Origin of the sequence: Streptomyces sp. MAR4 CNX-425 (assembly GCF_048656465.1) — a bacterium.
Classification (GTDB): Bacteria; Actinomycetota; Actinomycetes; order Streptomycetales; family Streptomycetaceae; genus Streptomyces.
This window is the reverse complement of sequence record NZ_JBMDLF010000012.1, coordinates 197357-220820: the sequence shown is the minus strand read 5'-3', so window position 1 is coordinate 220820 and position 23464 is coordinate 197357. Positions and strand designations below refer to the sequence as shown.

At 74.1% G+C, this 23464-nt stretch carries 20 protein-coding genes; 13 read left to right on the top strand and 7 right to left on the bottom strand.

Annotated features, from left to right (window positions below):
* Positions 1–37: 37 nt before the first annotated feature.
* The gene (locus tag ACHZ99_RS28950; RefSeq protein WP_420307746.1) at positions 38–2467 is read left to right on the top strand and encodes an RICIN domain-containing protein; all 2430 of its coding nucleotides are present in this window, start codon (positions 38–40) and stop codon (positions 2465–2467) included.
* 301 nt (positions 2468–2768) lie between these two features.
* Here the strand turns inward: ACHZ99_RS28950 and ACHZ99_RS28945 are convergent, their stop codons facing one another.
* The gene (locus ACHZ99_RS28945; protein ID WP_420307745.1) at positions 2769–6839 is read right to left on the bottom strand and encodes a discoidin domain-containing protein; all 4071 of its coding nucleotides are present in this window, start codon (positions 6837–6839) and stop codon (positions 2769–2771) included.
* Positions 6840–7177: 338 nt separating this feature from the next.
* On the opposite strand from ACHZ99_RS28945, the gene ACHZ99_RS28940 reads away from it, so the two are divergent.
* Positions 7178–7882, top strand: a complete 705-nt coding sequence (locus tag ACHZ99_RS28940; protein ID WP_420307783.1) for a helix-turn-helix domain-containing protein — start codon at positions 7178–7180, stop codon at positions 7880–7882.
* A 65-nt stretch (positions 7883–7947) separates the two neighbouring features.
* A complete protein-coding gene (locus ACHZ99_RS28935) occupies positions 7948–8496 on the top strand; it encodes a dihydrofolate reductase family protein (protein WP_420307743.1) in 549 nt (182 codons plus the stop codon).
* On the opposite strand, the gene ACHZ99_RS28930 is transcribed toward ACHZ99_RS28935, so the two are convergent.
* Positions 8493–10040, bottom strand: a complete 1548-nt coding sequence (locus ACHZ99_RS28930; protein ID WP_420307742.1) for an MFS transporter — start codon at positions 10038–10040, stop codon at positions 8493–8495. The two genes, ACHZ99_RS28935 and ACHZ99_RS28930, sit on opposite strands and share 4 nt — an antisense overlap.
* Before the next feature lie 229 nt (positions 10041–10269).
* On the opposite strand from ACHZ99_RS28930, the gene ACHZ99_RS28925 reads away from it, so the two are divergent.
* The gene (locus ACHZ99_RS28925) at positions 10270–10680 is read left to right on the top strand and encodes a universal stress protein (RefSeq protein WP_420307782.1); all 411 of its coding nucleotides are present in this window, start codon (positions 10270–10272) and stop codon (positions 10678–10680) included.
* Positions 10681–10779: 99 nt separating this feature from the next.
* Positions 10780–11001 carry a dodecin gene (locus tag ACHZ99_RS28920; protein WP_420307741.1) on the top strand — a complete coding sequence of 74 codons (222 nt, stop codon included), beginning with the start codon at positions 10780–10782 and terminating at the stop codon, positions 10999–11001.
* Positions 11002–11032: 31 nt separating this feature from the next.
* On the opposite strand, the gene ACHZ99_RS28915 is transcribed toward ACHZ99_RS28920, so the two are convergent.
* Positions 11033–11902 (bottom strand): Fpg/Nei family DNA glycosylase, encoded by an 870-nt coding sequence (locus tag ACHZ99_RS28915; RefSeq protein WP_420307740.1) that lies wholly within the window; start codon positions 11900–11902, stop codon positions 11033–11035.
* Between the two features lie 28 nt (positions 11903–11930).
* Here ACHZ99_RS28915 and ACHZ99_RS28910 point away from each other — a divergent pair, with 28 nt between their 5' ends.
* Positions 11931–12623: a helix-turn-helix domain-containing protein gene (locus ACHZ99_RS28910; RefSeq protein ID WP_420307739.1), complete on the top strand. Its 693-nt coding sequence runs from the start codon at positions 11931–11933 to the stop codon at positions 12621–12623.
* Positions 12624–12669: 46 nt separating this feature from the next.
* On the opposite strand, the gene ACHZ99_RS28905 is transcribed toward ACHZ99_RS28910, so the two are convergent.
* Together ACHZ99_RS28905 and ACHZ99_RS28900 are read right to left on the bottom strand one after the other, a co-directional pair.
* The gene (locus tag ACHZ99_RS28905) at positions 12670–13062 is read right to left on the bottom strand and encodes a VOC family protein (RefSeq protein WP_420307738.1); all 393 of its coding nucleotides are present in this window, start codon (positions 13060–13062) and stop codon (positions 12670–12672) included.
* A gap of 61 nt (positions 13063–13123) precedes the next feature.
* Positions 13124–14080 carry an NAD(P)/FAD-dependent oxidoreductase gene (locus ACHZ99_RS28900; RefSeq protein ID WP_420307736.1) on the bottom strand — a complete coding sequence of 319 codons (957 nt, stop codon included), beginning with the start codon at positions 14078–14080 and terminating at the stop codon, positions 13124–13126.
* A 47-nt stretch (positions 14081–14127) separates the two neighbouring features.
* Here ACHZ99_RS28900 and ACHZ99_RS28895 point away from each other — a divergent pair, with 47 nt between their 5' ends.
* The 4 genes from ACHZ99_RS28895 (at position 14128) to ACHZ99_RS28880 (ending at position 17662) form a co-directional block, all read left to right on the top strand.
* Positions 14128–14616: a MerR family transcriptional regulator gene (locus tag ACHZ99_RS28895; protein ID WP_420307735.1), complete on the top strand. Its 489-nt coding sequence runs from the start codon at positions 14128–14130 to the stop codon at positions 14614–14616.
* A 147-nt stretch (positions 14617–14763) separates the two neighbouring features.
* Positions 14764–15921, top strand: coding sequence for an NAD(P) transhydrogenase subunit alpha (locus ACHZ99_RS28890; RefSeq protein ID WP_420307734.1), 1158 nt, complete (start codon positions 14764–14766; stop codon positions 15919–15921).
* A complete protein-coding gene (locus ACHZ99_RS28885) occupies positions 15918–16253 on the top strand; it encodes an NAD(P) transhydrogenase subunit alpha (RefSeq protein WP_420307733.1) in 336 nt (111 codons plus the stop codon). Before ACHZ99_RS28890 ends, ACHZ99_RS28885 begins: the two co-directional genes overlap by 4 nt.
* Positions 16250–17662 carry an NAD(P)(+) transhydrogenase (Re/Si-specific) subunit beta gene (locus ACHZ99_RS28880; RefSeq protein WP_420307732.1) on the top strand — a complete coding sequence of 471 codons (1413 nt, stop codon included), beginning with the start codon at positions 16250–16252 and terminating at the stop codon, positions 17660–17662. Before ACHZ99_RS28885 ends, ACHZ99_RS28880 begins: the two co-directional genes overlap by 4 nt.
* 43 nt (positions 17663–17705) lie before the next feature.
* Here ACHZ99_RS28880 and ACHZ99_RS28875 read toward each other — a convergent pair whose 3' ends face one another.
* Positions 17706–17897: a hypothetical protein gene (locus ACHZ99_RS28875; RefSeq protein WP_420307731.1), complete on the bottom strand. Its 192-nt coding sequence runs from the start codon at positions 17895–17897 to the stop codon at positions 17706–17708.
* 280 nt (positions 17898–18177) lie between these two features.
* On the opposite strand from ACHZ99_RS28875, the gene ACHZ99_RS28870 reads away from it, so the two are divergent.
* The 3 genes from ACHZ99_RS28870 (at position 18178) to ACHZ99_RS28860 (ending at position 22226) form a co-directional block, all read left to right on the top strand.
* Positions 18178–19173, top strand: coding sequence for a DUF3048 domain-containing protein (locus ACHZ99_RS28870; protein ID WP_420307730.1), 996 nt, complete (start codon positions 18178–18180; stop codon positions 19171–19173).
* A 102-nt stretch (positions 19174–19275) separates the two neighbouring features.
* Complete coding sequence (locus ACHZ99_RS28865) at positions 19276–19875, top strand: TetR/AcrR family transcriptional regulator (protein ID WP_420307729.1); 600 nt, start codon at positions 19276–19278, stop codon at positions 19873–19875.
* Positions 19876–19982: 107 nt separating this feature from the next.
* Complete coding sequence (locus ACHZ99_RS28860) at positions 19983–22226, top strand: MMPL family transporter (RefSeq protein ID WP_420307728.1); 2244 nt, start codon at positions 19983–19985, stop codon at positions 22224–22226.
* 111 nt (positions 22227–22337) lie between these two features.
* Here the strand turns inward: ACHZ99_RS28860 and ACHZ99_RS28855 are convergent, their stop codons facing one another.
* A complete protein-coding gene (locus tag ACHZ99_RS28855) occupies positions 22338–23423 on the bottom strand; it encodes a DUF5937 family protein (protein WP_420307727.1) in 1086 nt (361 codons plus the stop codon).
* Between the last annotated feature and the right edge of the window lie 41 nt (positions 23424–23464).

Below are 23464 nucleotides of genomic sequence, written 5' to 3'. Positions count from 1 at the left end.
TTCCAGGACCGGACCCCCAGGCCCCCAGGGAGCCGACATGCCTCCTCCGCTGAACCGCCGCCACTTCCTGCACGCCTCCGCCGCCGGCGCCTCCGCCCTCGCCCTCGGCGCCACCGCCCTGACCGCTCCCGCGCACGGGGCCGCCGCCGGCCGGCCGCCCCGCACCCCGTACGCCGCCGCCTCCTTCGGCAAGCTCCCGCTCGGCAGCGTCACCCCGCGCGGCTGGCTCGCCGGCCGGCTCCGCACCCTCCTCGGCGGGCTCTTCGGCCGCTACGACCGGATCTCCCACTTCCTCGACTTCGACGGCTCCGGCTGGGTGCACCCCGACCGCGCCGGCTGGGAGGAGGTCACGTACTGGCTGCGCGGCTACGTCCCGCTCGCCGCGCTCACCGGCGACGCCGAGGCGCAGGCGACCGCCCGCCGCTGGATCGACGCCATCCTCGCCACCGGGCAGCCCGACGGCTTCTTCGGCCCGGCCCGGCTGCGCACGGCGCTGAACGGCGGCCCCGACTTCTGGCCGTACCTGCCGCTGCTGCAGGCGCTGCGCAGCCACGAGGAGTTCACCGGCGACGAGCGGATCGTGCCCTTCGTGCTGGATTTCCTGCGCTTCATGAACGCGCAGGGCAAGGGCGCGTTCGACTCCAGCTGGGTGTCCAAGCGGTGGGGCGACGGCATCGACATCGCGTACTGGACGCACGCCCGCACCGGCGAGGACTTCCTGCTGGAGCTGACGGACAAGATGCACGAGTGGGGCGGGAACTGGGTCGACAACTTCCCGGACCTGCACAACGTCAACGTCGCGCAGGGCTTCCGGGAGCCCGCGCAGTACGCGCTGCGCGCCGGTGGCGAGGCGCTGACCGGGGCGACGTACCGCGGCTACGAGCGGATCATGGCGGCGTACGGGCAGTTCCCCGGCGGCGGCTTCGCCGGCGACGAGAACGCCCGGCCCGGCTTCGGCGACCCGCGGCAGGGCTTCGAGACCTGCGGCATCGTCGAGTTCATGGCCAGCCACGAGCTGCTGACCCGGATCACCGGCGACCCGCTGTGGGCCGACCGCTGCGAGGAGCTGGCGTTCAACCTGCTGCCCGCCGCCACCGACCCGGACGGGCGCGGCGTGCACTACGTCACGAGCGCCAACTCGGTCGACCTCGACGATGTGCCGAAGAACGACGGCCAGTTCCAGAACGGCTTCGCGATGCAGTCGTTCCAGCCGGGCGTCGACCAGTACCGCTGCTGCCCGCACAACTACGGCATGGGCTGGCCGTACTTCACCGAGGAGCTGTGGCTGACCACCCCGGACGGCGGGCTCGCGGCGTCGATGTACGCGCCGTGCGAGGTGCGGACCCGGGTGCGCGGCACGGAGGTGACGATCTCCGAGGAGACCGGCTACCCGTTCACCGAGACGGTGACGCTGCGGGTCACCACGGGCAAGCGGGTGCCCTTCACGCTGCGGCTGCGCGTGCCCGGCTGGTGCGACGCGCCGGAGATCACGGTCAACGGGAAGCCGGTCGCGGCGGCGCCGGGGCCGGGCTTCGCCCGGGTGAAGCGGAGCTGGGCGAGCGGCGACACCGTCGTGCTGCGGCTGCCGCAGCGCACGTCGGTACGGGTGTGGGACGCGGGCGGCGGCGCGGTGAGCGTCGACCGGGGGCCGCTGACGTACTCGCTGCGCATCGGCGAGTCGTACGAGCGCACCGGCGGCACCGACGCCTTCCCGCACCTGGCCGTGCACGCCACTACCCCCTGGAACTGCGCCCTGTCCCCCGACGCCCCGGAGGGCCTCGAATTCCACCGCGACGACGACCCGCCGGCCGGCGACCCGTTCACCCACGAGCACACCCCGGTGCGCATCACCGCGCCCGCCCGCCGGCTGCCGGAGTGGGTCGCGGACCGGCAGCGCGTCGTCGCGCCGCTGCAACAGAGCCCGGCGCGGAGCACGGCGGCGCCGGAGACGGTGACGCTGATCCCGATGGGCGCGGCGCGGCTGCGGATCACGGCGTTCCCGACGGCGGGCCCCGACGGCACGCCGTGGACGCCGGAGCCGCCGTACCACCGGGTGCAGAACAAGCACAGCGGCAAGGTGCTGGCGGTGGACCGGATGTCGCTGGCGAACGGCGCCCGGGTCCACCAGTTCGACAACTCCGGCACGTCCGACCACGCCTGGCAGCTGCTCGAACGGGGCGACGGGCTGCTGCTGATCCGCAACGGGCACAGCGGCAAGGTCCTCGGCGTCGACGGCATGTCCACCGAGAACAGCGCGCCCGTCGTGCAGTACGAGGACAACGGCACGCCGGACCACCTGTGGCGGATCGTCGCCGACGCGGACGGCTGGTTCCGCATCCGCAACGAGCACAGCGGCAAGGTGCTCGGCGTGGACGGCATGTCGACGGAGAACAGCGCGCAGGTGGTGCAGTTCGACGACAACGGCACGGCCGACCACCTGTGGCGGCTGGTCGCGGCCCCGGACTAGCCGGGGGCGTACATGGCGCCGGCCGCGGGTCCGGGCACGGCAGGGGCCCCGCTGCCGGGGGAACAACGGGGCCCGAACAGAAGACTACGGGTCAGTAGAGCAGTTGCGAAGCCATGCGCCGGCGGCGGGACGGAATCCAGCCAGCCCGGAACGTGCCTGTTCGGGCATCCGGCGCGGCGTACGCGGTCGGACCCGGGCACGGGCCCGTCCGGTCCCGGGACCCTCCGCGCGTGTCGCGGCGGGCCCGGGGCCCCCGGCCGGCGGCTGCTCCGGCCGGGGGCGCGTGCCCGGGAGCGCCGGGTCAGGGCTCGATGTTGATGGTGAAGGTGGACGTCGTGTTCCTGATGTCCTGCGCGTTGTTCCTCATGGTCAGGTCGTGGAACGTCACCTCGCCGACGGCCGGGCCCTGACCGGCCTCGGGCATCTCGTTCGCCCACAGGCCGAAGCCGGACTTCGCGTCGTAGGCGTCACCGCTCTTGCGGGCGCCGGTGATGGTGACGTCGGTGAGGATCGTGTCCTTGATGGGGTGCTCCGGCCGGCCTCCCACGTAGTTGGTCTGGAACATGATTCCGGAGTAGGTCGGGTCGCTGATGTCGACGTTGTTGATGCGGATGCCCTGGAAGACCTCCGAGGCGGAGAAGAGCCAGATGCCGGGGAAGGTCTGCGCGCCCCAGAAGTGGCCGCCGCAGCGTTCGATGGTGATGTTCTCCAGGGTCGTCGGTTCGGTGCCGAAGCCGTTCATCGGATAGCCGAAGTCGAGCGAGCTGACGGTGATCCCGGAGTACACGAGCGTGTCGGCGATGCGGATGTTGCGGAACGTGTTGTCGTACCCGCCGTAGACGGCGATGCCCGCGGCCCGCCAGGTCAGCAGGGACGTCAGGTTCTCGTACACGTTGCCGTGCATGTCCGCGCCGCCCGCGTCGATCGCGGAGAAGAGCGCGAAGCTGTCGTCGCCGGTCGCGCGCGACTCGTTGTTGACGACGTGCGCGCCGGTGCTGCCGTTGGTCATGTTGAGGGCGTCCGCGAAGGAGTTGCGGATGCGGGAGTCGGAGATGGTGACGTTGTCGGTGTTCGCCCCCCAGTAGAGGCACACCATGTGCTCGTTCCAGATGTCGTCGATCGTGATGTCGGAGACGTGTCGGAAGTCGAAGACCTTGCCGGGCCCGTCGATGCGGGTGTCGTAGTTGCCGAAGTAGGCGAAGCCGCGGAAGGCGGAGCCGGCCGCCGAGGCGTCGGCGCGGAAGCCGACGTCGGTGTTCCGCTGGCCCGTGGGGGCGTGGAAGCGGGTGTACCAGGGTCCGGCGCCGACGACCTGCACGGCCCCGCCGTACACCTGGAACTTGCTCGACGTCTCGTAGTCGCCGGGCGGCAGGTAGACGCCCTGGAGCCGGCCGGTGGTGTCCATCCGGACCCGGTCCAGGGCGGCCTGGACGTCCTGGTGCCCGAAGCCGGCGGGCACGGTGTACGCCGCGGGGTCGGGGTTCGCCTGCGGCGCGACCTGCTCCAGGCTGACGAAGTCGATCGCGTACCGCGAGGTGTTGGCCGCGTCCTTCTGGAGCTTGATCCTGCTGCCGGCGGGCACGGTCTCGTCGAGCATCAGGTTCGCCTCGTCGTAGATGTGCCGCGCCGGGCCCGCGCCGGGGTTGTTGCCGGGGCTGGCCTCGGCGCCGTAGAGCCAGGCGTACCTGGAGGTGAGGCTGAGCGTCTGGTGGAACGTGCCGTCGACGTAGACGTTGAGGGTGGCGGAGATGCCGCCGCCGCCCGGGGCGTCGGGGATGGAGAACCGGGTGACCAGGGTGTTCGTGCTGGCCCTGGTGGTGAACTCCACGGAGTCCCCGGTCTGGTCGAGGGTCACCGCGCGCCGCCCGGACGCCTCGCCCGCGACGTCGCCGATGGTCCGGTTCGGGCCGACGACCTGCGCGCCGCCGGCGACGACGGCGTCCTCGGCCTCGTACATGTCGTACGGCATGTCGGCGCCGCGGCCGACGAACAGCGACTCGGTGGCGGTGTTGTTCTCGCGCTTGACCGGCACCTCGTTGACGTCGGCGGCGACCTCCACCTTGACGGTGTACGAGCCGTTGGCCGCCGTCCAGCCGCCGAGGCCGACCGGGTCGGTGGTGGCGCCGGCCGCGATGACGCCGTCGTGGGCGCCCTCCAGGGTGGCGACCGGGTCGCCGGCGGAGTCGCGGACGGTGAGGGTGACGGCGTGGCTGCCGCCCGCCGAGTCCCGGGTGCCCTGGTTCTTCAGCGCGACGGAGAAGTCGACGTTCTCGCCGGCGGCCGGCGAGCTGGGCGTCCGGTCGACCGAGGCGGCGACGAGGTCGCTGCTCTGCACGGGTGAGACGACGAGCGGGGTGGGGCTGGTGTACTCGTTGTTGTCCTCGTCCTGTTCGACGACCGTGTCGTCGGGGTCGACGGCCGCGGCCAGGTCGTACTCGCCGGCGTCGTGCGCACCGACGTCCGCGGTCACGGCCTGGGTGGCGCCCGGGGCCAGCGCGCCGACGTCGGCGCTGCCGGCGGGCTCGCCGCCGAGGAGGAAGTCGAGGCCGGTGGCCGCCGCGGGCTCCTCGCCGGCGTTGTGCACGGTCGCGGAGAGCGTGACGGGGTCGGTCTCGTCGGGGTCGGCGGGGGTGTGGGTGATGCCGGTGACCTCCAGGTCCGGGTTGGGCGCGGCGGTGCCGAGGACCTGGAGCTCGCCGACCTGGCCGGCCGGGGCGCCGGTGTTGCCGGTGAACGACAGCCGTACGTCGGCGGCGCGGCCGGTCACCGGGACGGTCACGCTGTTGCCGGTGGCCGGGTCGAAGGCGTACTCGGCGCTGGGCTTCAGGGTGGTGAAGGAGTCGGCTCCCTGCTCCCGGCCGAGGACCGAGAAGGTCTGGGTGCGCGGGCCCCAGATCGGGTCGGGGTTGAGCTGGACGACGACGCCGCTGACGTCGGCGCCGGCGCCGAGTTCCACGGTCAGCGTGTTCGGGTAGCTGCCGCCGCCGCCCTCCCAGTAGGTCGCGCGGTCGCCGTCGTTGGCGTTGGCGGCGACGAAGTCGTACACGTGGGAGGAGGCGCTGATCGGCTTGCCCGCCGCGAGGTCGGGGTCGGCGGCGGCCGCGCGCGCGGCGGCGCCGGGGGCGGGCGGGGCGGGTTCGGCGGCGACGGCGCCCGCGGCCGGGCGGGCCTCGGCGGTCACCCGGTTGCTGTCCGGCGACTGGTTGTCCGCGCCGTCCCGGGCGCGTACGTGGTAGGTGACCTGCTCGCCGCGGGCCGGGGTGTCGACGTACGTCGTCGCGTCGGCGGCGACGGCGGTGCGCAGCCGGCCGTCGGCGTAGACGTCGTAGCCGGCGATGCCCGCGGCGCCGGCGCCGTCCGGGGGCCGCCAGTCGAGCCGGACGCGGCCGTCCGGCAGCGCGGTGCGGGTCAGGTCGCGGGGGGCGCCGGGCGGCTCGGTGTCGCCCTCGGCCGGGCCGTGGACCTCCAGCTCCGCCAGCCGGGCGGGGCCGGAGCCGGCGGTGAACAGCACGCGTACGTGGCGGGTGACCGCGGTGTCGAAGGACAGGGTGGCGGTGTGGTCGCCGGCCGCGTCGAAGGCGACGTCGCGGGCGGCGGTCAGGTCGGTGAACTCCCGGCCGTCGGTGCTGCCCTGGAGTTTGAGGTTCTGCACCCGGGCGCCGCTGTCCGCGGGCAGCTTCAGCACGGCGCCGTTGATGCCGACGGAGGCGCCGAGGTCGGTGCGTATCCACTGGTCGCGCTTGCTCTTCCGGCTCTGCCAGTAGCTGTCGCGGTCGCCGTCGCCGGCGTCGTCCGCGGTGCGATCGCCGGTGTGGCTGCTGGCCCGGAGGGGGCGGTCCTCGGCGAGGTTGCGTCCCGCGTCCCCGGCGGCGGTGCGCACGGCCAGTTCGGCGAGGCGGGCGGGGCGGTCGGCGGTGGCGCCGGCGAACTGCACGCGCACGTACCGGGTCAGGGACGCCGGGAAGGCGACGCTGACGGTGTGGTCGTCGGCGGGGCGGAAGGCGCGGGTGTCCTCGGCGGACAGCGTGTGGAACGTCGTGCCGTCGGCGCTGCCCTGTACGGCGAAGGTCTGCTTGCGGGCGGCGGCGCCCTCGGGCAGCTGGAGCACGACCTCGTCGACGCGCGCCGGCCGGCCGAGGTCGGTCTGCACCCAGTGCGGGCCCGTGCCCCGGCTCTGCCAGTACGTGTCCTGGTCGCCGTCCGTGACCCGGCCGGCCGGGTGCGCCGGCGCGGAGCCGCTGGCCGCGGCGGGCCGTCCGGCGGCGGCGTCGCCGGCTGCGGCGACGGCGGGGAGGGCGGGCAGACCGAACAGCAGGAGTCCGGTGGCGACGGCGGCGACGGTGGGCCGATGTCTCGAACGGTGCTTTCTCATGCGGGCCGTCCAACCTGTGAGTTAGCTAATTGCGTGGAGATATCGAAGAATTGCAGAACGATCATGGTTAGTCTACGGTCGCGACGCCGACTCTTCTGCCATGCGCGGCACCGCGCCACCGACTTGCGTGCTCATGACAGACCTGCGCGAGAGCCACGTCGTCGCGAGTGCGCAGGGTGCGGAGCTGGGAACATCAGCGTCGTCACGGGGAGGGGGCGCCCCGTCGCCCGAACAACGCAAGTGACTTACATTTTTGCACCATTTCTTGCGTTCGCGACGGGTCGTTGTCAGCGGCTCGTGCCAGACTGCACCCCGTAACCGTGAGCGCAGGGGGCGCGATGGGTCTGGAGATCGAGGGGCGGGCGTCGGACTCGCCGTACGTCTCGTACGTCTGGCGCAGCCGCAGCGAGGGCGTCGACCGGATGACGGCCGTCGCGACGACCCGCTGGGACCTGGTCTTCTGGGAGGGGCGCGACGGGTTCCACGCCGCGGTCGCGGGCCCCGAGACCCGGGTGAGCACGGCGCCGGTGCCCGAGGAGGCCGCGTTCTTCGGGATCACCTTCGCCCTGGGCACCGCGCTGACGCAACTGCCCGTCCCCCGGCTGGTCGACGGCGGCCTGGAGATACCCGACGCGACGCGCCGGTCGTTCTGGCTGAAGGGCTCGCACTGGCCGGTGCCCGGCCCCGACGACGCCGAGGCGTTCGCGGACCGGCTGGTGCGCGCCGGCGTGCTGGTCCGCGACCCGCTGGTCGCCGAGGTGATGCGCGGCGGCACCCCGGACGTCTCCCCGCGCACCGCGCAGCGGCGCTTCCGGTCCGCGACGGGGTTCACCCACGGCGCCGCCCGGCAGATCGAACGGGCGCGGCACGCCGCGGTCCTGCTCCTCGGCGGCGCGACCGCCGAGGACGTCGTCCACCGCCTCGGCTACTACGACGAGCCCCACCTGGCCCACGCGCTCACCCGCTTCATCGGCCGGACCGCCGGCCGGCTGCGGAGCGACCCGCGGCCCGCGCAGCCGCTGTCGCTTCTCTACAAGACCTGACGCCGGGCGCCCGCTAACGTCTCGGCGGACTGCAGATCCGCACCCCCGGCCTCCTGGAGCACACCGTGAGAAAGATCGTTGCCAGCCTGTTCATCTCCCTCGACGGCGTCGTGGAGGCGCCGGACGAGTGGCACATGTCCTACTTCGACGACGAGATGGGCGAGGCGGTCGGCGGGCTGATGTCCGACACCATGCTCTACGGGCGCAAGACCTACGAGGGCTTCGCCGAGGCGTGGCCGCAGCGGGAGGGGACCGACGACGAGGACGCGGGGTTCGCGAAGATCCTCGGCGACGCCCGCAAGATCGTCGTCTCCCGCGGCGAGGTCGACCTGTCCTGGCGGAACTCCGAGAAGCTGCCGGGCGACCTGGTCAGCGGTGTGACCGCGCTGAAGAACGAGCCCGGCGGCGACGTCTCCATCGGCGGTTCCGTCTCGGTGATCCGCGAACTCCTGCGGCACGGGCTGCTCGACGAACTGCACCTGCTGGTGCACCCGGTCGCCGTACGCCGGGGCGAGCGGCTCTTCGACGAGGGAGACGCGACGATCCCGCTGAAGCTGCTCAGCTCGAAGGCGTTCGGCTCCGGCGTGCTGCACCTGGTCTACGGCCCCGCCTAGGAACGCTCCGGTTTCCCGCCGGGTTCGTCGGCGGCGGGCTCGTCGACCAGCGACTGAAGCGGCGGGCCCGCCACCGCGCAGTGCACGTGGCAGGGCGGCTCCGGCTGTTCCCCCGCGGGACCGGCGGCGCGGATCGTCAGCCAGGACAGCGCCGCCCCGGCGGCGAGCAGCCCGGCGCAGATGAGCAGGGCGGTGCGGAAGCCGTCGCCGAACGCCCCGGGGTCGCGGTAGTCGTCGCCGGAGAGCCCGGCGGCGAGCGGCAGCGCGGCGACGGCGAGCAGGCCGGCGGCGCGGGCCACCGCGTTGTTGACGCCGGAGGCGATGCCGGAGTGCCGGTCCTCGGCGGCGCCGAGGACGGTGGCGGTGAGCGGGGCGACGGTCGTCGCCAGCCCGAGGCCGAAGAGCACGACGCCGGGCAGCACGTCCCGTACGTACGACACGTCGTCCCCCGGCCCGCCGACGCGCAGCATCAGCAGCAGCCCGGCGGCGCAGACCGCCGGGCCGACCGTCATGGGGATGCGCGGCCCGATGCGCTCCGACAGCTTCCCGGACCGCTCCGACAGCGCCAGCATGATGAGCGTCACCGGCAGCAGCGCCGAGCCCGCGGCCAGCGGCGAGTAGCCCGCGGCGATCTGCAGGTCCAGCACGAGGAAGAAGGTCACCCCGCCGAGGGCGGCGTAGACGACGAAGGTCACCAGGTTCGCCGCGGTGAACTGGCGGGAGCCGAACAGCCCCGGGGCCAGCATCGGGTGGCTGCTGCGCCGCTGGACGACGACGAACGCCGCCAGCGCCGCCACCCCCGCCGCGCTGCTCCCGGCCAGCACCGCCGCCGGCACGCCCTCCTCCGGCGCGGCGATCAGCGCGTACGTCACGCCCGCCAGGCCCAGCGCGCCGAGCGCGGCGCCGGACCAGTCGAACCGGCCGCTCGCCGACTCGTCGCGGCTCTCGGGCACGTGCCGGGCGGCGAGGGCCACGACGACGGCGGCCAGCGGCACGTTGATGGCGAACACCCACCGCCAGCTCGCCGCCTCCACCAGCCAGCCGCCGAGCAGCGGCCCGAGGGCGCCGGCGATGCCGGCGAGGCCCGACCAGACGCCGATGGCGCGCGCCCGGTCCCCGGGCGCGAAGGAGGACTGGATGAGGGCGAGCGAGCCGGGGGTCAGCAGCGCGCCGCCGACGCCCTGCAGGGTGCGGGCGGCGATGAGGACGCCGACGCTCGGCGCCAGCGCGCACAGCAGGGACGCCAGCGCGAACCACACGGTGCCGACGACGAACAGCCGGCGGCGGCCGTAGCGGTCGCCGAGGGCGCCGCCGAGGAGGATGAACGCGGCGAGGGTGAGGGTGTAGCCGTTGACGGTCCACTGCAGTCCGCCGAGGGAGGCGTCGAGGTCGTCGCCGATGGCCGGCAGCGCGACGTTGACGACGGTGGCGTCGAGGAAGGTGATGCCGGAGCCGATCACCACCGCGGTCAGCAGCCAGCGGCCCGCGGGCTCCGCCAGCCTGAGGCCCGCGGGTGCGGCTGCGGGCGGGTTCGGTTCCGTCATATCCGCAGTCAACCGTACGCCTTGGCCACGCGCACCGCACCGGCGGTGCCCACCGCCCGGCCCGTCGGGTAGCGTCCCGGTTGTGAGCGACGTCAGCCCCGGGGGCAACCTCGAAGACGGGCCCGGAGACGCGGCCGGGGACCGGCCGGACGACCGGAGCGGGGACCCGGCCACCGGCCCGGCCGCGGGCGGTTCGGCCGGCTTCGAGCGCGGTACGGACGGCCCGAAGGTGATCCTCGCGGGCGTCGACGGCTCGGACACGTCCTGGCGCGCCGCCGCCTACGCCGCCGGTCTGGCCCGGCGGCAGGGCTCCCTGCTGGCGCTCGTGTACGTGCAGCCGACGCTGGCCGCCGCGGCGGCCCTCGGCGCGCCGGTCGCGGGCACCACCGAGGAGGTCGCGGAGGAGCTGGTGGCGGAGATCCGGCGGACCGCGGAGCAGCTGCGCGGGATGTTCGACGTGCGCTGGGAGTTCCACACCCTGCACGGCGACGCGTACTCCGGGCTGGTGCAGGCGGCGCAGGAGCTGACGGCGGACGCGGTGATCGTGGGCGCGTCGGAGCAGGCGGGGCACCGGTTCGTCGGCTCGGTGGCCGTCCGGCTGGTCAAGGCGGGCCGCTGGCCGGTGACCGTGGTGCCGTAGGTGGCGCAGGTGCCGTAGGTGGCGCAGGTGCCGTAGCGGCGCGGGCGGGGGCCGGTCGCCCGTCTCGCGCCCCCGCGGGGTCTGCGGCACGGTGGGGTCATGACGCATCACACGTACCGCATCACCGAGATCGTCGGCTCCTCCCCCGACGGCGTCGACGACGCCGTCCGCAACGGTGTCGCCCGCGCCTCGCAGACGCTGCGCAACCTGGACTGGTTCGAGGTCACGCAGGTGCGCGGGCAGCTGGAGAACGGACGGGTCGCGCACTGGCAGGTGGGCCTGAAGCTGGGCTTCCGGCTGGAGGAGCCGGACGGTTCCTGACGGGCCGTCCGGGCCGCGGCCCGGGCGACGGTCACTTCAGCAGCCGGGACATCCTCCGGTCGGCCAGCGGCTTGCCGCCGGTCTGGCAGGTGGGGCAGTACTGCAGGGCCGAATCCCGATACGACACCTCGCGGATGGTGTCGCCGCAGACGGGGCACTTCTCCCCCGCCCGCCCGTGCACCCGCAGGCCGCTCTTCTTCTCGGCCTTCAGCCGTCCGGCGGCCACGCCGCGGGAGCGCTCGACGGCCCCGCGCAGCGTGTCGCCGATCGCGGCGTAGAGCACGGCGGTCTCCTCGTCGGTGAGGTTCGCGGCGAGCTTGTACGGGGAGAGCTTCGCGACGTGCAGGATCTCGTCCGAGTACGCGTTGCCGATGCCCGCGATCGTCGACTGGTCCCGCAGCACGCCCTTGATCTGCCGCCGCTCCCCCGCCAGCAGCGCGGCGAACGCCTCCGGCGTGAACGCCGCGGCCAGCGGGTCGGGCCCCAGCCGGGCGACGCCGGGCACGTCCCGCGGATCCCGTACGCAGTAGACCGCGAGGCGCTTCTGCGTGCCCGCCTCGGTGAGGTCGAAGCCCGCGCCCTCCGGCTCGGCGAGCCGCACCCGCAGCGCCAGCGGCCCCTTGCCCGGCCGCGGCGGGGCGGCCGGCAGCGCGTCCTTCCACCGGAGCCAGCCGGCCCGGGCCAGGTGGATCACCAGGTGCAGCTCGTCGGCGACGGTGATGTCCAGGAACTTGCCGTGCCGGCCGACGGCGGTGACCTCGGCGCCCTCCAGCGCGGTCAGCGGCGGGTCGTACGTCTTGAGCACGCTGATCGCGACCGGCTGGACCCGCGCGATATGCCGGCCGACCAGGTGCTCGGCGAGGAATCCGCTGAGCGCTTCGACTTCGGGAAGCTCGGGCATGCTCTCCAGTCTGCGGCATCCTGGAGGGATGTACGAGGAGACGCCCGTGCGGCCCGGCGGCCCGCTCACCGGCGCGGTCCTCTGGCGCCGCCGGGACGTCCGCCCGGGGCCGTACCGGGTGCTGCCGGACGGCGGCACCGACCTGATCCTCGCGCCGGACGGGCTGCTCGTCGCCGGTCCCGACACCCGCGCGCACGTCGGCACCGGCACCGCCGGCGACGCGTACACCGGCCTGCGCTTCGCCCCCGGGCAGGGCCCGGCGGTGCTGGGCGCGCCGGCGCACGAGCTGCGGAACCTGCGGGTGCCGCTGGCGGACCTGTGGGGCGAGCGGCGGGCGCGGCTGGCGGCGGAGCGGGTGGCGACGGCGGCGGACCCGGGGGCGGCGCTGACGGCGCTCGCGCGGGCGCGGCTGGCGGAGGCGGCGCCGCCGGAGCCGTACGTGCCCGCGGTGGTCGCGGCGCTGGCGGCGGGGCGGCCGGTGGCCGAGGTCGCCGGGGCGGTGGGGCTCGGCGAGCGGCAGCTGCACCGGCGCAGCCTGGCGGTGTTCGGGTACGGGCCGAAGACGCTGGCCCGCGTGCTGCGGATGAACCGCGCGCTGGCGCTGGCCCGGGCGGGCACGCCGCCGGCCGGGGCGGCGGCGCTGGCGGGGTACGCGGACCAGTCGCACCTGGCGCGCGAGATGCGGGCGCTGGCCGGGGTGCCGCTGTCCGCCCTGCTGTAGGCGCCCCGGCCCGGCAGCCGTCCCCCGGGGGCCGGTCCCGGCCCGGTCAGCCCAGCGGCGCGTAGAGGTCCACGCCGTTGCCGTCCGGGTCGTGCACCTGCGCGTAGCGCTGGCCCCAGTCCGCGTCCCAGGGCGCCAGCGCGCCCTCGTAGCCCGCGCCGGTGAGCTTCGCGTACGTCGCGTCCACGTCGGCCGGGCCGTCGCAGCGGAAGGCGAGCCCGATCCGGCCCTCCCCGGTCGGCGGCTGGAAGCCGGGCGCGAAGGACCTGACCGTCTCCTCCGTGTCCCACAGCATCCGCATCCCGCCCGGCAGGGAGACCTCGACGTGCGGCCGGCCGTCGGCGTCGGCGGGGATGTCCAGCCCGAGCAGGCGGTAGAAGGCGAGGGTGGCGGCCATGTCGGCGGTCACCATTCCGATGGCGTCGAATCGTGCGGTCATGTCCCCGACCCTACGAACCGGCGGCCGGGCGCGTCTTGAACGAATCGGACGCCCCGCCGGGCTACCCCGCGGGGGCGGCGGCCGGCCGCGGGAACGGGCCCGGCAGCCCGTACTCCTCGCTCAGCAGGTCCTGGTCCAGCGCGGCGCCGGCGACCGTGCCCGCGGCGGCCGCGGCGGCGACCGCCGCCACGGGCGTCGGGAGCGTCGCGCGGTGGGCCATGTCCCCGGCGGCGTAGACCCCGGCCACGCTGGTACGGCCGAACTCGTCCACCTCCGTCAGCGTGTCCGGCAGCGGCGCGCAGCCCAGCTTCTCCGGCAGCCCGGAGCGTTCGCGCGGCGTCCCGCCGACGAACACCGCGTCCCGGGCCAGCGGCGCGCCGCCCTCGAAGCGGATCCGCTCCAGCCGCCCGCCGTCGCCCTCCAGCCGGGCGACGGGCTCGGCGCGCACCGCGACGCCGTGCGCGGCGAGCAGGTCGCGGTGCCCGGCGGCCAGCGGCGCGGCGCCGGTGAGGAGGGCCACGTCGGCGGTGAAGTGCAGCAGGTGCAGCGCGAGGCGCACGTGCCCGGGCCCGGCGCCGAGCACGGCGACCCGGCGGCCGGAGACCTCGAAGCCGTGGCAGTACGGGCAGTGCAGCGCCGACCTGCCCCACAGCGGGGCGAGCCCGGGGACGTCGGGCAGCTCGTCGACCACGCCGGTGGCCAGCAGCAGCCGGCGGGCCCCGGCGGTCCCGCCGTCCGCCTGGGCCACCGTGAACGCCCCGTCGCCGGTGCGCGTCACGTCGGCCGCCGCCGCGTGCCGCAGCTCGACCCCGGGGTAGGCGGCGAGTTCCCTGTGGGCGAGGCGGCGCAGCTCCGCGGGCGGCGTGCCGTCCCGGGTGAGGAAGTTGTGCACGGCGGCGGCGGGCGCGTTGCGTCCCTCGCCGGCGTCGAGCACGAGGGTGCGGCGCCGCGACCGCCCCAGGGTGAGCGCGGCGGCCAGCCCGGCGGGCCCGCCGCCCACGATGATCACGTCGTACATGGGTGTCCTCCCTTGACTCCGCGATCACTGTGCAGGTTAATGTCAACATGAAGTCAAGGGAGTCGATGACGATCGGCGAGCTGGCCGGCCGCTTCCACCTCGCCACCCACGTGCTGCGGCACTGGGAGGCCATGGGCCTGCTCACGCCCGCCGAACGGGTGAACGGCCGCCGGCGCTACACCGCGGACCACGTCTCCCGGGTCGCGATGATCATCGGCGGCAAGCGGGGCGGGCTCAGCCTGGAGCAGCTGCGCGAGCTGTTCGCCGCGTCCGGCCCCGGCGACCGGCACACGCTGCTGGAGCGGCACCGGGAGGACCTGCGGCGGCGGATCGAGGAGATCGAGCGGTCGAAGGCGATGATCGACCACGCGCTGGAGTGCGACGCGCACGACTTCACCCGCTGCCCCAACTTCCAGGCACTCGTGCGCAGGCTCGCGGACGGTGAGAGTCTGGACCGTCTCCCCGTCACCACCGGCACCTCCGCCCCCTCGGGCCCGTCCGTACCGGACGGTCCCCGCGGGGCGGTTTTCCGATAGCCTTCGCCGTCCCGCCACCGCACCGCAGCACGCACCGCCCAGCACCCTCACGCACCGCACCGTCCACCGCCCGAGGTGTCCCCACCGCGCACCGCGGGCAAGCACCCTGATGGTCGCCCGCCATTCGCCCGAGAGGGAGCGAGAAGCATGGGAGCCCAAGCCGTCACCGCGGGGGTCCTGCGGGAGCGCGCGCCCGACGAGCGCCGCGTCGCCCTCACCCCCGAAGTCGTCACCCGCGTGCGCCGGTCGGGTGTCGACGTCCTCGTCGAGACCGGCGCGGGCGCGAGCGCCTGGTTCACCGACGCCGACTACACGGCCGCCGAGGCCGAGGTCGTCGGCGTCGACGAGCTGATCCGCCGCGCCGACGTCGTGCTCTGCGTCGCACCGCCCGACCGCGAGACCGCCGCCGCGCTGCGCTCCGGCCAGACCCTCGTCGGCATGCTCGACCCGCTGCGCCAGGCCCCCCTGATCGGCGAGCTGGCCGCCCGGGGGGTGACCGTCGTCAGCCTCGACCTGCTGCCCCGTACGCTCAGCCGGGCCCAGACGATGGACGCGCTGACCTCCCAGGCCAACGTCGCGGGATACAAGGCGGTGCTGCTCGCCGCCGACGCCTACGACCGGTACTTCCCCATGCTGACGACGGCGGCGGGCACCTCGAAGCCCGCCGCCGTTCTCGTGCTCGGCGCGGGTGTGGCCGGGCTCCAGGCCATCGCCACCGCCCGCCGGCTGGGCTCGGTCGTCACGGCCTACGACGTACGGCCCGCCGCCCAGGGCGAGATCGAGTCGCTGGGCGCGAAGTTCCTGGAGCTGGAGGGCGTCGCCTCGGCCGCGGGCGAGGGCGGCTACGCGCGCGTGCTCACCGAGGAGGAGCAGCGGGCGCAGCTCGACGCGCTGACGGCGGCCGTGCCCCGCTTCGACGTGGTGATCACCACCGCCCGGGTGCCGGGCCGCAAGCCGCCGCTGATGGTCACGGCCGAGGCGCTGGAGCGGATGCGCCCCGGCTCGGTGGTGGTGGACATGGCGGCCAGCGAGCTCGGCGGCAACGTGGAGCTGTCCGAGCCGGACAAGACCGCGGTGCTGGCCGGCGGCGTGACGCTGATCGGCGCGGGCAACCTGCCGTCGGTGATGGCGACGGCCGCGTCCACCGCGTACGCCCGCAACCTCAGCGCGCTGCTGGCGCACCTGGTGGCCGACGAGGCGGTGCGCATCGACCTCGACGACGAGATCCAGGCCGGCGTGGTCGTCGCGCACGGCGGCGAGGTCGTCAGCCCCGCCGTCGCCCCGCAGAACGGAGAGAACCGGTGAACCTCGATCTGCTCACCGCCGTCACGATCTTCGTGCTGAGCGTGCTGGTCGGCTTCGAAGTGATCAGCAAGGTGCCGGCGACGCTGCACACGCCGCTGATGTCCGGCGCCAACTCCATCCACGGGATCGTGCTGATCGGCGCGATGCTGGTGACGTCCCTGGCCGACGACCCGCTGGAGTACGCGCTGGCCTTCGTGGCCGTCGCGTTCGGCGCGATGAACGTCGTCGGCGGGTACGTCGTCACCGACCGGATGCTGCACATGTTCCGCGCCCGCCCGGCGCCGGGCCGCGCGCGCGACGGGGCCGGCGCCCAGGGGGGTGCCGCGAAGTGAGCGATCTGGAGACCGCCGTACGGTACGTCCTGCTGGCCGCCGCCGCCTGTTTCGTGCTGGGCCTGCGGCTGATGAACTCCCCCGCCACCGCCCGCCGCGGCAACACGCTCTCGGCCGCGGCCATGGCCGTCGCGATCGCGGCGACCGCGGTGCTGCTCGCGGAGCGCGGCGACATCACCGCCACCGGCTGGCTGGTGCTGCTCTCCGCGGTGATCGTCGGCTCCGGCGCCGGGCTGTATCTGGCCCGTACCGTCGAGATGACCGCGATGCCGCAGCTGGTGAGCCTCTTCAACGCGGTCGGCGGCGGGGCCGCCGCCCTGCTGGCCATCGTCGAGCTGTTGCAGCACGCGCACCCGGAGGACCTCGGCGCGCGCACCACCGTGCCCGGCGGCATCGACATCCTCATCGGCGCCATCACCTTCTCCGGCTCGCTGGTCGCCGCCGGGAAGCTGCAAGGTCTGATCCCCGGCAGGCCGATCGTGCTGCCGGGCACCCGGGCGCTGAACGCCGGGCTCGCGGTCGTCTTCGCCGGTTCGGCCGTCTGGCTGGTCGTGGACCCGGGCAGCGTCGCGGCGCTGTCGCTGCTGACCCTGGCGGGGCTGGCGTTCGGCGTGACGATGGTGCTGCCGATCGGCGGCGCGGACATGCCGGTGGTCATCTCGCTGCTCAACGCCTTCACCGGCACGGCGGTGGGCATGGCCGGGTTCGTGCTGAACGAGCCCGCGCTGATCATCGCCGGCGCACTGGTCGGCGCCTCCGGCACGATCCTCACCAAGCTGATGGCCGACGCCATGAACCGGTCGATTCCGGCCATCATCGTGGGCGGCTTCGGCACTGGCGACGACGCGGCGGCGCCGGGCGGGGACGGGGACGTGCACGTCCGTCCGGTCTCCGCGGACGACGTGGCGATCCAGCTCGCGTACGCGGGCAAGGTCGTCATCGTGCCGGGGTACGGGCTGGCCGCCGCGCAGGCGCAGCACGAGCTGGGCGAGCTGGCGGACCTGCTCCAGGAGCACGGGGTGGCGGTCACGTACGCGATCCACCCGGTCGCCGGCCGGATGCCGGGGCACATGAACGTGCTGCTGGCCGAGGCCAACGTGCCGTATCCGCAGCTGAAGGAGATGGAGGAGGCGAACCCCGAGTTCCCGCAGGCGGACGTGGCGCTGGTGATCGGCGCCAACGACGTCACGAACCCGGCCGCGCGGCGGCCGGGCAACGCGATCTCGGGCATGCCGATCCTGGATGTGGACCGGGCCAAGAACGTGGTGGTGATCAAGCGGTCGATGGGCCACGGGTACGCGGGCATCGACAACGAGCTCTACACCGCGGAGAACACCGGGATGTTCTTCACCGACGCCAAGAAGGGGCTGGCCGACCTGAAGGCGGCGGTCCGTACGTTCGTGGGCTAGCCCGCCGTGGCGTGCGGGCGCCCGGGCGCGCCCGGCCGGCGGGTCAGTCGATGCCGCGCAGGATGTGCAGCTCGGCGGTGTCGGCCGGGTCGTCCTCGTATCCGGCGAGCCGGATCGGGGCCGAGCGCGCCCACACGTCCAGGCTGGTCAGCGGCTCCGCGGCGGTGTCCGGGCGCGCGGGCGTCCGCGGGGCGGCGGGCTGTGTGTGCTGTTCTGCTGCGGCTTCTGTGGTCACCGTGCACTCCTCCGGGTCATGTGAACTGGTCAGCCCTGCCCGGGCGGGCGGGTGTCGGCGGACACCCCGGGCTGTACGGATGGGCAGTTCGGACGCGGTGGCGCCGGCTGTGCTCGCGGACGGTCCGAGGGTGTCGGTCCTTCCCCTTGGGCGGGGTTGTCCGTTTCCACAGGGTAACGAGTCGAAGCGGCGTACGCCTGCCGTTATCCCGTCCCGTCCGCCGATCTTAGAATCAGATCACAGACCCTTATAGCGGGCATTTCACCCCGAAGGGAGCGCCATGGGCGCCAGCCGCATATCCCGCCTCCTGCGTGTGCCGGCGGCCCTGCCGGCCGCACTCCTGCTGCTGCCGGCGCTGCTCGCGGGCGGCTGCACCGACGACGCGGAGGAGCCGCGGAAACCCGGGGAGGGCACGGAGGAGGGCACGAAGGACGTCTCGCCGTTCACCGGGATGGCGGGGCGCGGCGGACCGGTGCTCGGCGTGAAGGTCGACAACGCCGCGCCCGCCCGCCCGCAGACGGGGCTGGAGCAGGCGGACATCGTGTACGTCGAACGGGTGGAGGGCGGCCTCAGCCGGCTGCTCGCGGTCTATTCCACCCGCACGCCGGCGCGCGTCGGGCCGGTGCGCAGCGCCCGCGAGTCGGACCTGCGGCTGCTGGAGCAGTTCGGCCGGCCCGCGTTCGCCTTCTCCGGCGCGCAGTCCCGGCTGCTCCCGGCCATCGACGACGCGCCCCTGTTCCCCGTGCCGCCGGCCGAGGCGGCCGGCGCGTACCTGCGCGGCTCCGCGAAGCCCCCGCCGCACAACCTCTTCCTGCGGCCGGGCAAGGCGCTGGCCGCCGCGCCCGACGCGGACCCGGCGCCGGACATCGGCTTCCGCTTCGGCGCGGCACCGGAGGGCGGCAGGGCCACCGCCGCGCGCACCGTGCGCTATCCGGCCGCGAGCTTCGGCTTCACCTGGGACGCGGGCCGGGAGCGCTGGCTGATCTCGTTCGACGGCAGCCCGGCCGCCACCGCGGCGGGCGGACGGCTGTCGGCGGCGACCGTCGTGGTCCAGCACGTGCGGATCCGCGACTCCACCCTCGGCGACTCCCTGGGCAACGTCACCCCCTTCACCGAGACCGTCGGCAAGGGGAAGGCGGAGGTGCTGCGCGGCGGCAGGTCGTACCCGGCGCGCTGGGAGCGCGGATCGGCCGGCGACGGCACGGAGTTCACCGGCCCGGACGGCGCGCGGATACCCTTCGCGCGGGGCCCGGTGTGGGTGGTTCTCACGGAGTGACGCAATACACACCCCTCTTGGCGCGAACGCGTTCTGACAGCCGCTATCATTTTTCTCGGTGTACGAAACCGTTTCGTTCCGCAGACTGGGGAGGGGGCCCGGATGGTCGTGCAGGACACCAGCACCGCCGGGCGCCGGAGCCGGCTCAGCGCCGAGCGCGAGCACGAGCTGTTCGAAGCCGTGCTCGACCACCTGCGCGAGGTCGGGTACGAGGCCCTCACCATGGACGCGGTCGCGGCTCGTACGCGGTCGAGCAAGGCCACCCTCTACCGCCAGTGGCACTCCAAGCCGCAGTTGGTCGCCACGGCGCTCCGGCACAGCAAGCCGGTGAGGACGGCCGGAATCGACACCGGCACGCTGCGCGGGGATCTCGTGCAGTTCGCCGAGGGCGCCTGCCAGAGCGCGGAGAAGGACACAGCCCTCCTTCGCGCGGTGTGCTTCGCCCAGCAGTCGAACGAGGAGCTGCAGCAGGCCATGTGGCAGCTGCTGGTCGAGCCGGAACTGGCAGCCTTCCACGACCTGATCGACCGCGCCGTCGGGCGCGGTGAGCTGGTCGCGGGGGTGGCCGGCGCGGAGTTCGTCCCACACATGATGCTGGGCGCCGTACTGGCCCGGCCGCTCATCGACAACGCCCCGGTCAGCCGCGACTACCTCGTCCGATTCGTCGACGCAGTGATCCTCCCCGCCCTGCGTCTGCACTGACCTGCCGGCCGCTACCACAACCGAACACAGCTCCACCTGGCGCACGCCGCTCTCGTCGTCGGGCTGGTTCCACACAACCCACCGTCGAGATCAGGAGACACCTGCTCGTGGCCACCTACCTATACAAACTCGGCCGGCTTGCCTTCCGGCGGCGCCGCCTGACGGCGCTGATATGGCTGCTGCTCTTCGGCCTCGCCGGGTTCGGCGCGTCGACTGCGGGCACCCCGCCCGAGGACGACTTCGCGCTGCCCGGCACCGAGGCACAGCAGGCGTTCGACCTCCTTGAGGAGCGCTTCCCGGGGCAGTCCGCCGACGGCGCGACCGCCCGTATCGTCTTCGAGGCACCCGACGGCCAGCAGATCACCGCCACCGACAACCGCGAGGCCGTCGACGGCGTGCTCGACGGGATCGCCGGCAAGCAGGTGGAGAAGATCTCGGACCCCTTCGCCGACAACGCGGGTGTCAGCGAGGACGGGTCCACCGCCTACGCGGTCGTCGACTACAAGGTCACGGCCATGGAGATCGAGGACGAGACCCGCGAGGCCATCACCGACGTCGCGGACAAGGACCGCAAGGACGGGCTGACCGTCCAGGCCGGCGGTGACGCGCTGATGGTCGAGCCCCACATGGGCAACGGCGAGATCATCGGTGTCGGCATCGCGCTCGTCGTCCTCGTGATCACCTTCGGGTCGCTGGTCGCGGCCGGGCTGCCGATCATCACCGCGCTCATCGGCGTCGGCATCGGCATCTCCACGATCACCGCGTTGGCGACCGTGCTCGACCTGTCCGCCACCACCTCCACGCTGGCGATGATGATCGGCCTCGCGGTCGGCATCGACTACGCCCTCTTCATCGCCTCCCGCTACCGGGCGGAGCTGTCCGAGGGCCATCCACGCGAGGAGGCGGCGGGCCGCGCCGTGGGCACCGCCGGTTCCGCGGTGGTCTTCGCCGGCCTCACCGTGATCATCGCGCTGGCCGGCCTGGCGGTCGTCAACATCCCGATCCTGACGAAGATGGGCCTGGCCGCGGCCGGCACGGTCGCGATCGCGGTGCTCATCGCGCTCACCCTGGTCCCGGCCGCGCTCGGCATCGTGGGCAAGCGGATCTACGGCAAGAAGGTGCGCACCGCCAACCCGGAGACCGGCGCCCCGCCGGCGTCCGCCAACGACGCCAAGCCGAACATGGGCACCCGCTGGTCCCGTGCCGTGCTGAAGCGCCCCGTCCTGGTGCTGGGCGCCGCCATCATCGGGCTCGGCGCGCTGGCCGCGCCGGTGGCGAGCATGGAGCTGGGCCTGCCGGACGAGGGCAGCCAGCCGACGGACACCACGCAGCGCAAGGCGTACGACATGCTGTCCGAGGCGTTCGGCCCGGGCTTCAACGGCCCGGTCACCGGCGTCATCGACGCCACCGAGGCGGAGAACCCGCAGCAGGCCGCCGACGAGGCCATCGCGCAGATGTCCGACGTGGACGGCGTCGTCTCCGTCACCCCCGCGGCGTTCAACGAGGCCGGGGACACCGCGACCGTCATGGTCACCCCGTCCACCGGTCCGAGCGACACCGACACCGAGAAGGTGGTCAAGGAGATCCGCGGCCTGGCGTCGGGGCTGCAGGACGACACCGGCGCGGAGCTGTACCTCACCGGCAGCACGGCCGTGAACATCGACTTCTCGCAGGTGCTCGACGACGCGCTGGTGCCGTATCTGGCGCTGGTGGTCGGCCTCGCGTTCGTCCTGCTGATGCTGGTGTTCCGCTCCCTGCTGGTGCCGCTGAAGGCCGCGCTGGGCTTCCTGTTCTCCGTGCTGGCCGCGCTCGGCGCCGTCGTCGCGGTGTTCCAGTGGGGCTGGCTGGCCGGGGTCATCGGGGTCGAGGAGACCGGTCCGATCATGTCGATGATGCCGATCTTCCTGATCGGCGTGGTCTTCGGCCTGGCGATGGACTACGAGGTCTTCCTCGTCAGCCGGATGCGCGAGGCGTACGTGCACGGGGAGTCGGCCGGCGACGCCGTGGTCACCGGCTTCCGCTACGGCGCCCGGGTGGTCACCGCGGCCGCGGTCATCATGATCAGCGTCTTCGCCGGCTTCATCGGCGCGGGCGACTCCATGATCAAGATGATGGGCTTCGGCCTGGCGGTGGCGGTCCTCTTCGACGCCTTCCTGGTCCGGATGACCATCGTCCCGGCGGTGCTCGCCCTGATCGGCAAGTCCGCCTGGTGGCTGCCGAAGTGGCTGGACCGGATCCTGCCGAACGTCGACGTCGAGGGCGAGAAGCTGTACCGGCAGCTCGCCGCGGCCCCCGTGCCGCCGCCGACGGCCGGCGAGGAGCGGGAGCCGCAGCCCACCGGGGTGCGCTGAGGCTCGTTCCGTACGACGACGACCGGGGCCCGGTGGCGTGCGCGCCACCGGGCCCCGGTCCGTTGCGACGGGCGGGCGGGGGCCGCCCGGGGCGGGGCGGACCGGAGCTGCTCAGCGCAGGACGGCCGCCACCAGGTCGTCCCCCAGCGCCGTCAGATCGGGCAGGTTGAGGGTGTAACGGACGTAGCGGCCGTGCCGCCGGGTGGTGAGCAGGCCCGCGCGGCGCAGGACGGCGAGGTGGCGGGAGACCTCCGGGGGTGAGAGTTCCCAGGCGTGGGCCAGTTCCCCGTTGGTGTGCGGCCCGCGGGACAGCGTGCGCAGCAGCCGCAGCCGTACGGGGTGCGCGAGCGCCTCCAGCCGCAGGGTGACCGTCTCCAGCGACACCGGCTCCGGCGGCGCGGCCTCGGCCACCGGGTACTGCAGCACCGGCCGCCACCCGGGCGCGTGCACCGCCACCAGGTGCGGGCGGCCGAAGACGCTGGGCAGGAGGGTCACTCCGGTGCCGCGGGCGTCCGCTACACGGTCCTGCAGCTTGTCCACGACGATGCGGTCGCCGTCCGGCGCCAGGGTGACGGCGCCGGAGACCGAGGCGAGTGCCGCCCCGGCGCCCCGGTGCTTCAGCAGGTCGTTCTTCAGGCGCAGGTCGGCGGCGAGTTGCACGGCGACGCCCGCCCAGGCGGCGTCGAAGAACGCCTCGGCGCACTGTTCGAGGGTGTGCCGCACCCGCGCCCGTACGGCGGCCGGGTCCGCGAGCAGCCGTTCCGCGAACGCCTCCTGGAGCGCGCCGCGGGCCTGCGCCAGGTCCAGGGCCTGTGCGCGGGCCGTCGCGTCGGCGAGCGGCGACGGCGCGCCGAAGTGGACCCGGTTGCTGCCGCACGTGGTGACGAGCGCGGCGGCCACATAGGTCTCGTCGTCGATCCGGTCCACGTCGTCCAGCTCCTCGGCGAGGGTGGGCCGGGGCCGGGCGGGGACCAGGAAGTCGGCCCGTGAGGAACGCCAGAGGAACTCCGCCTCCCTGAGCCGCTCGGCCAGCTCCGGCCGGAGCCCCGCCCAGACGTCCCCGGCCCAGCCGACGAGCTGCGGGTGGTGCGCGGGGTCGGCCAGCACGTGCAGCATCGCGGTCAGCTCGGCCAGCGGGGAGGCAGCGAACCGCAGCCGCCCCGGGGACGGACCGCCGATGTCGATCCTCAGCGTCATCCCCCCATCATGGCTGGCCGGACGGCCGGGGCGGCGTCCGT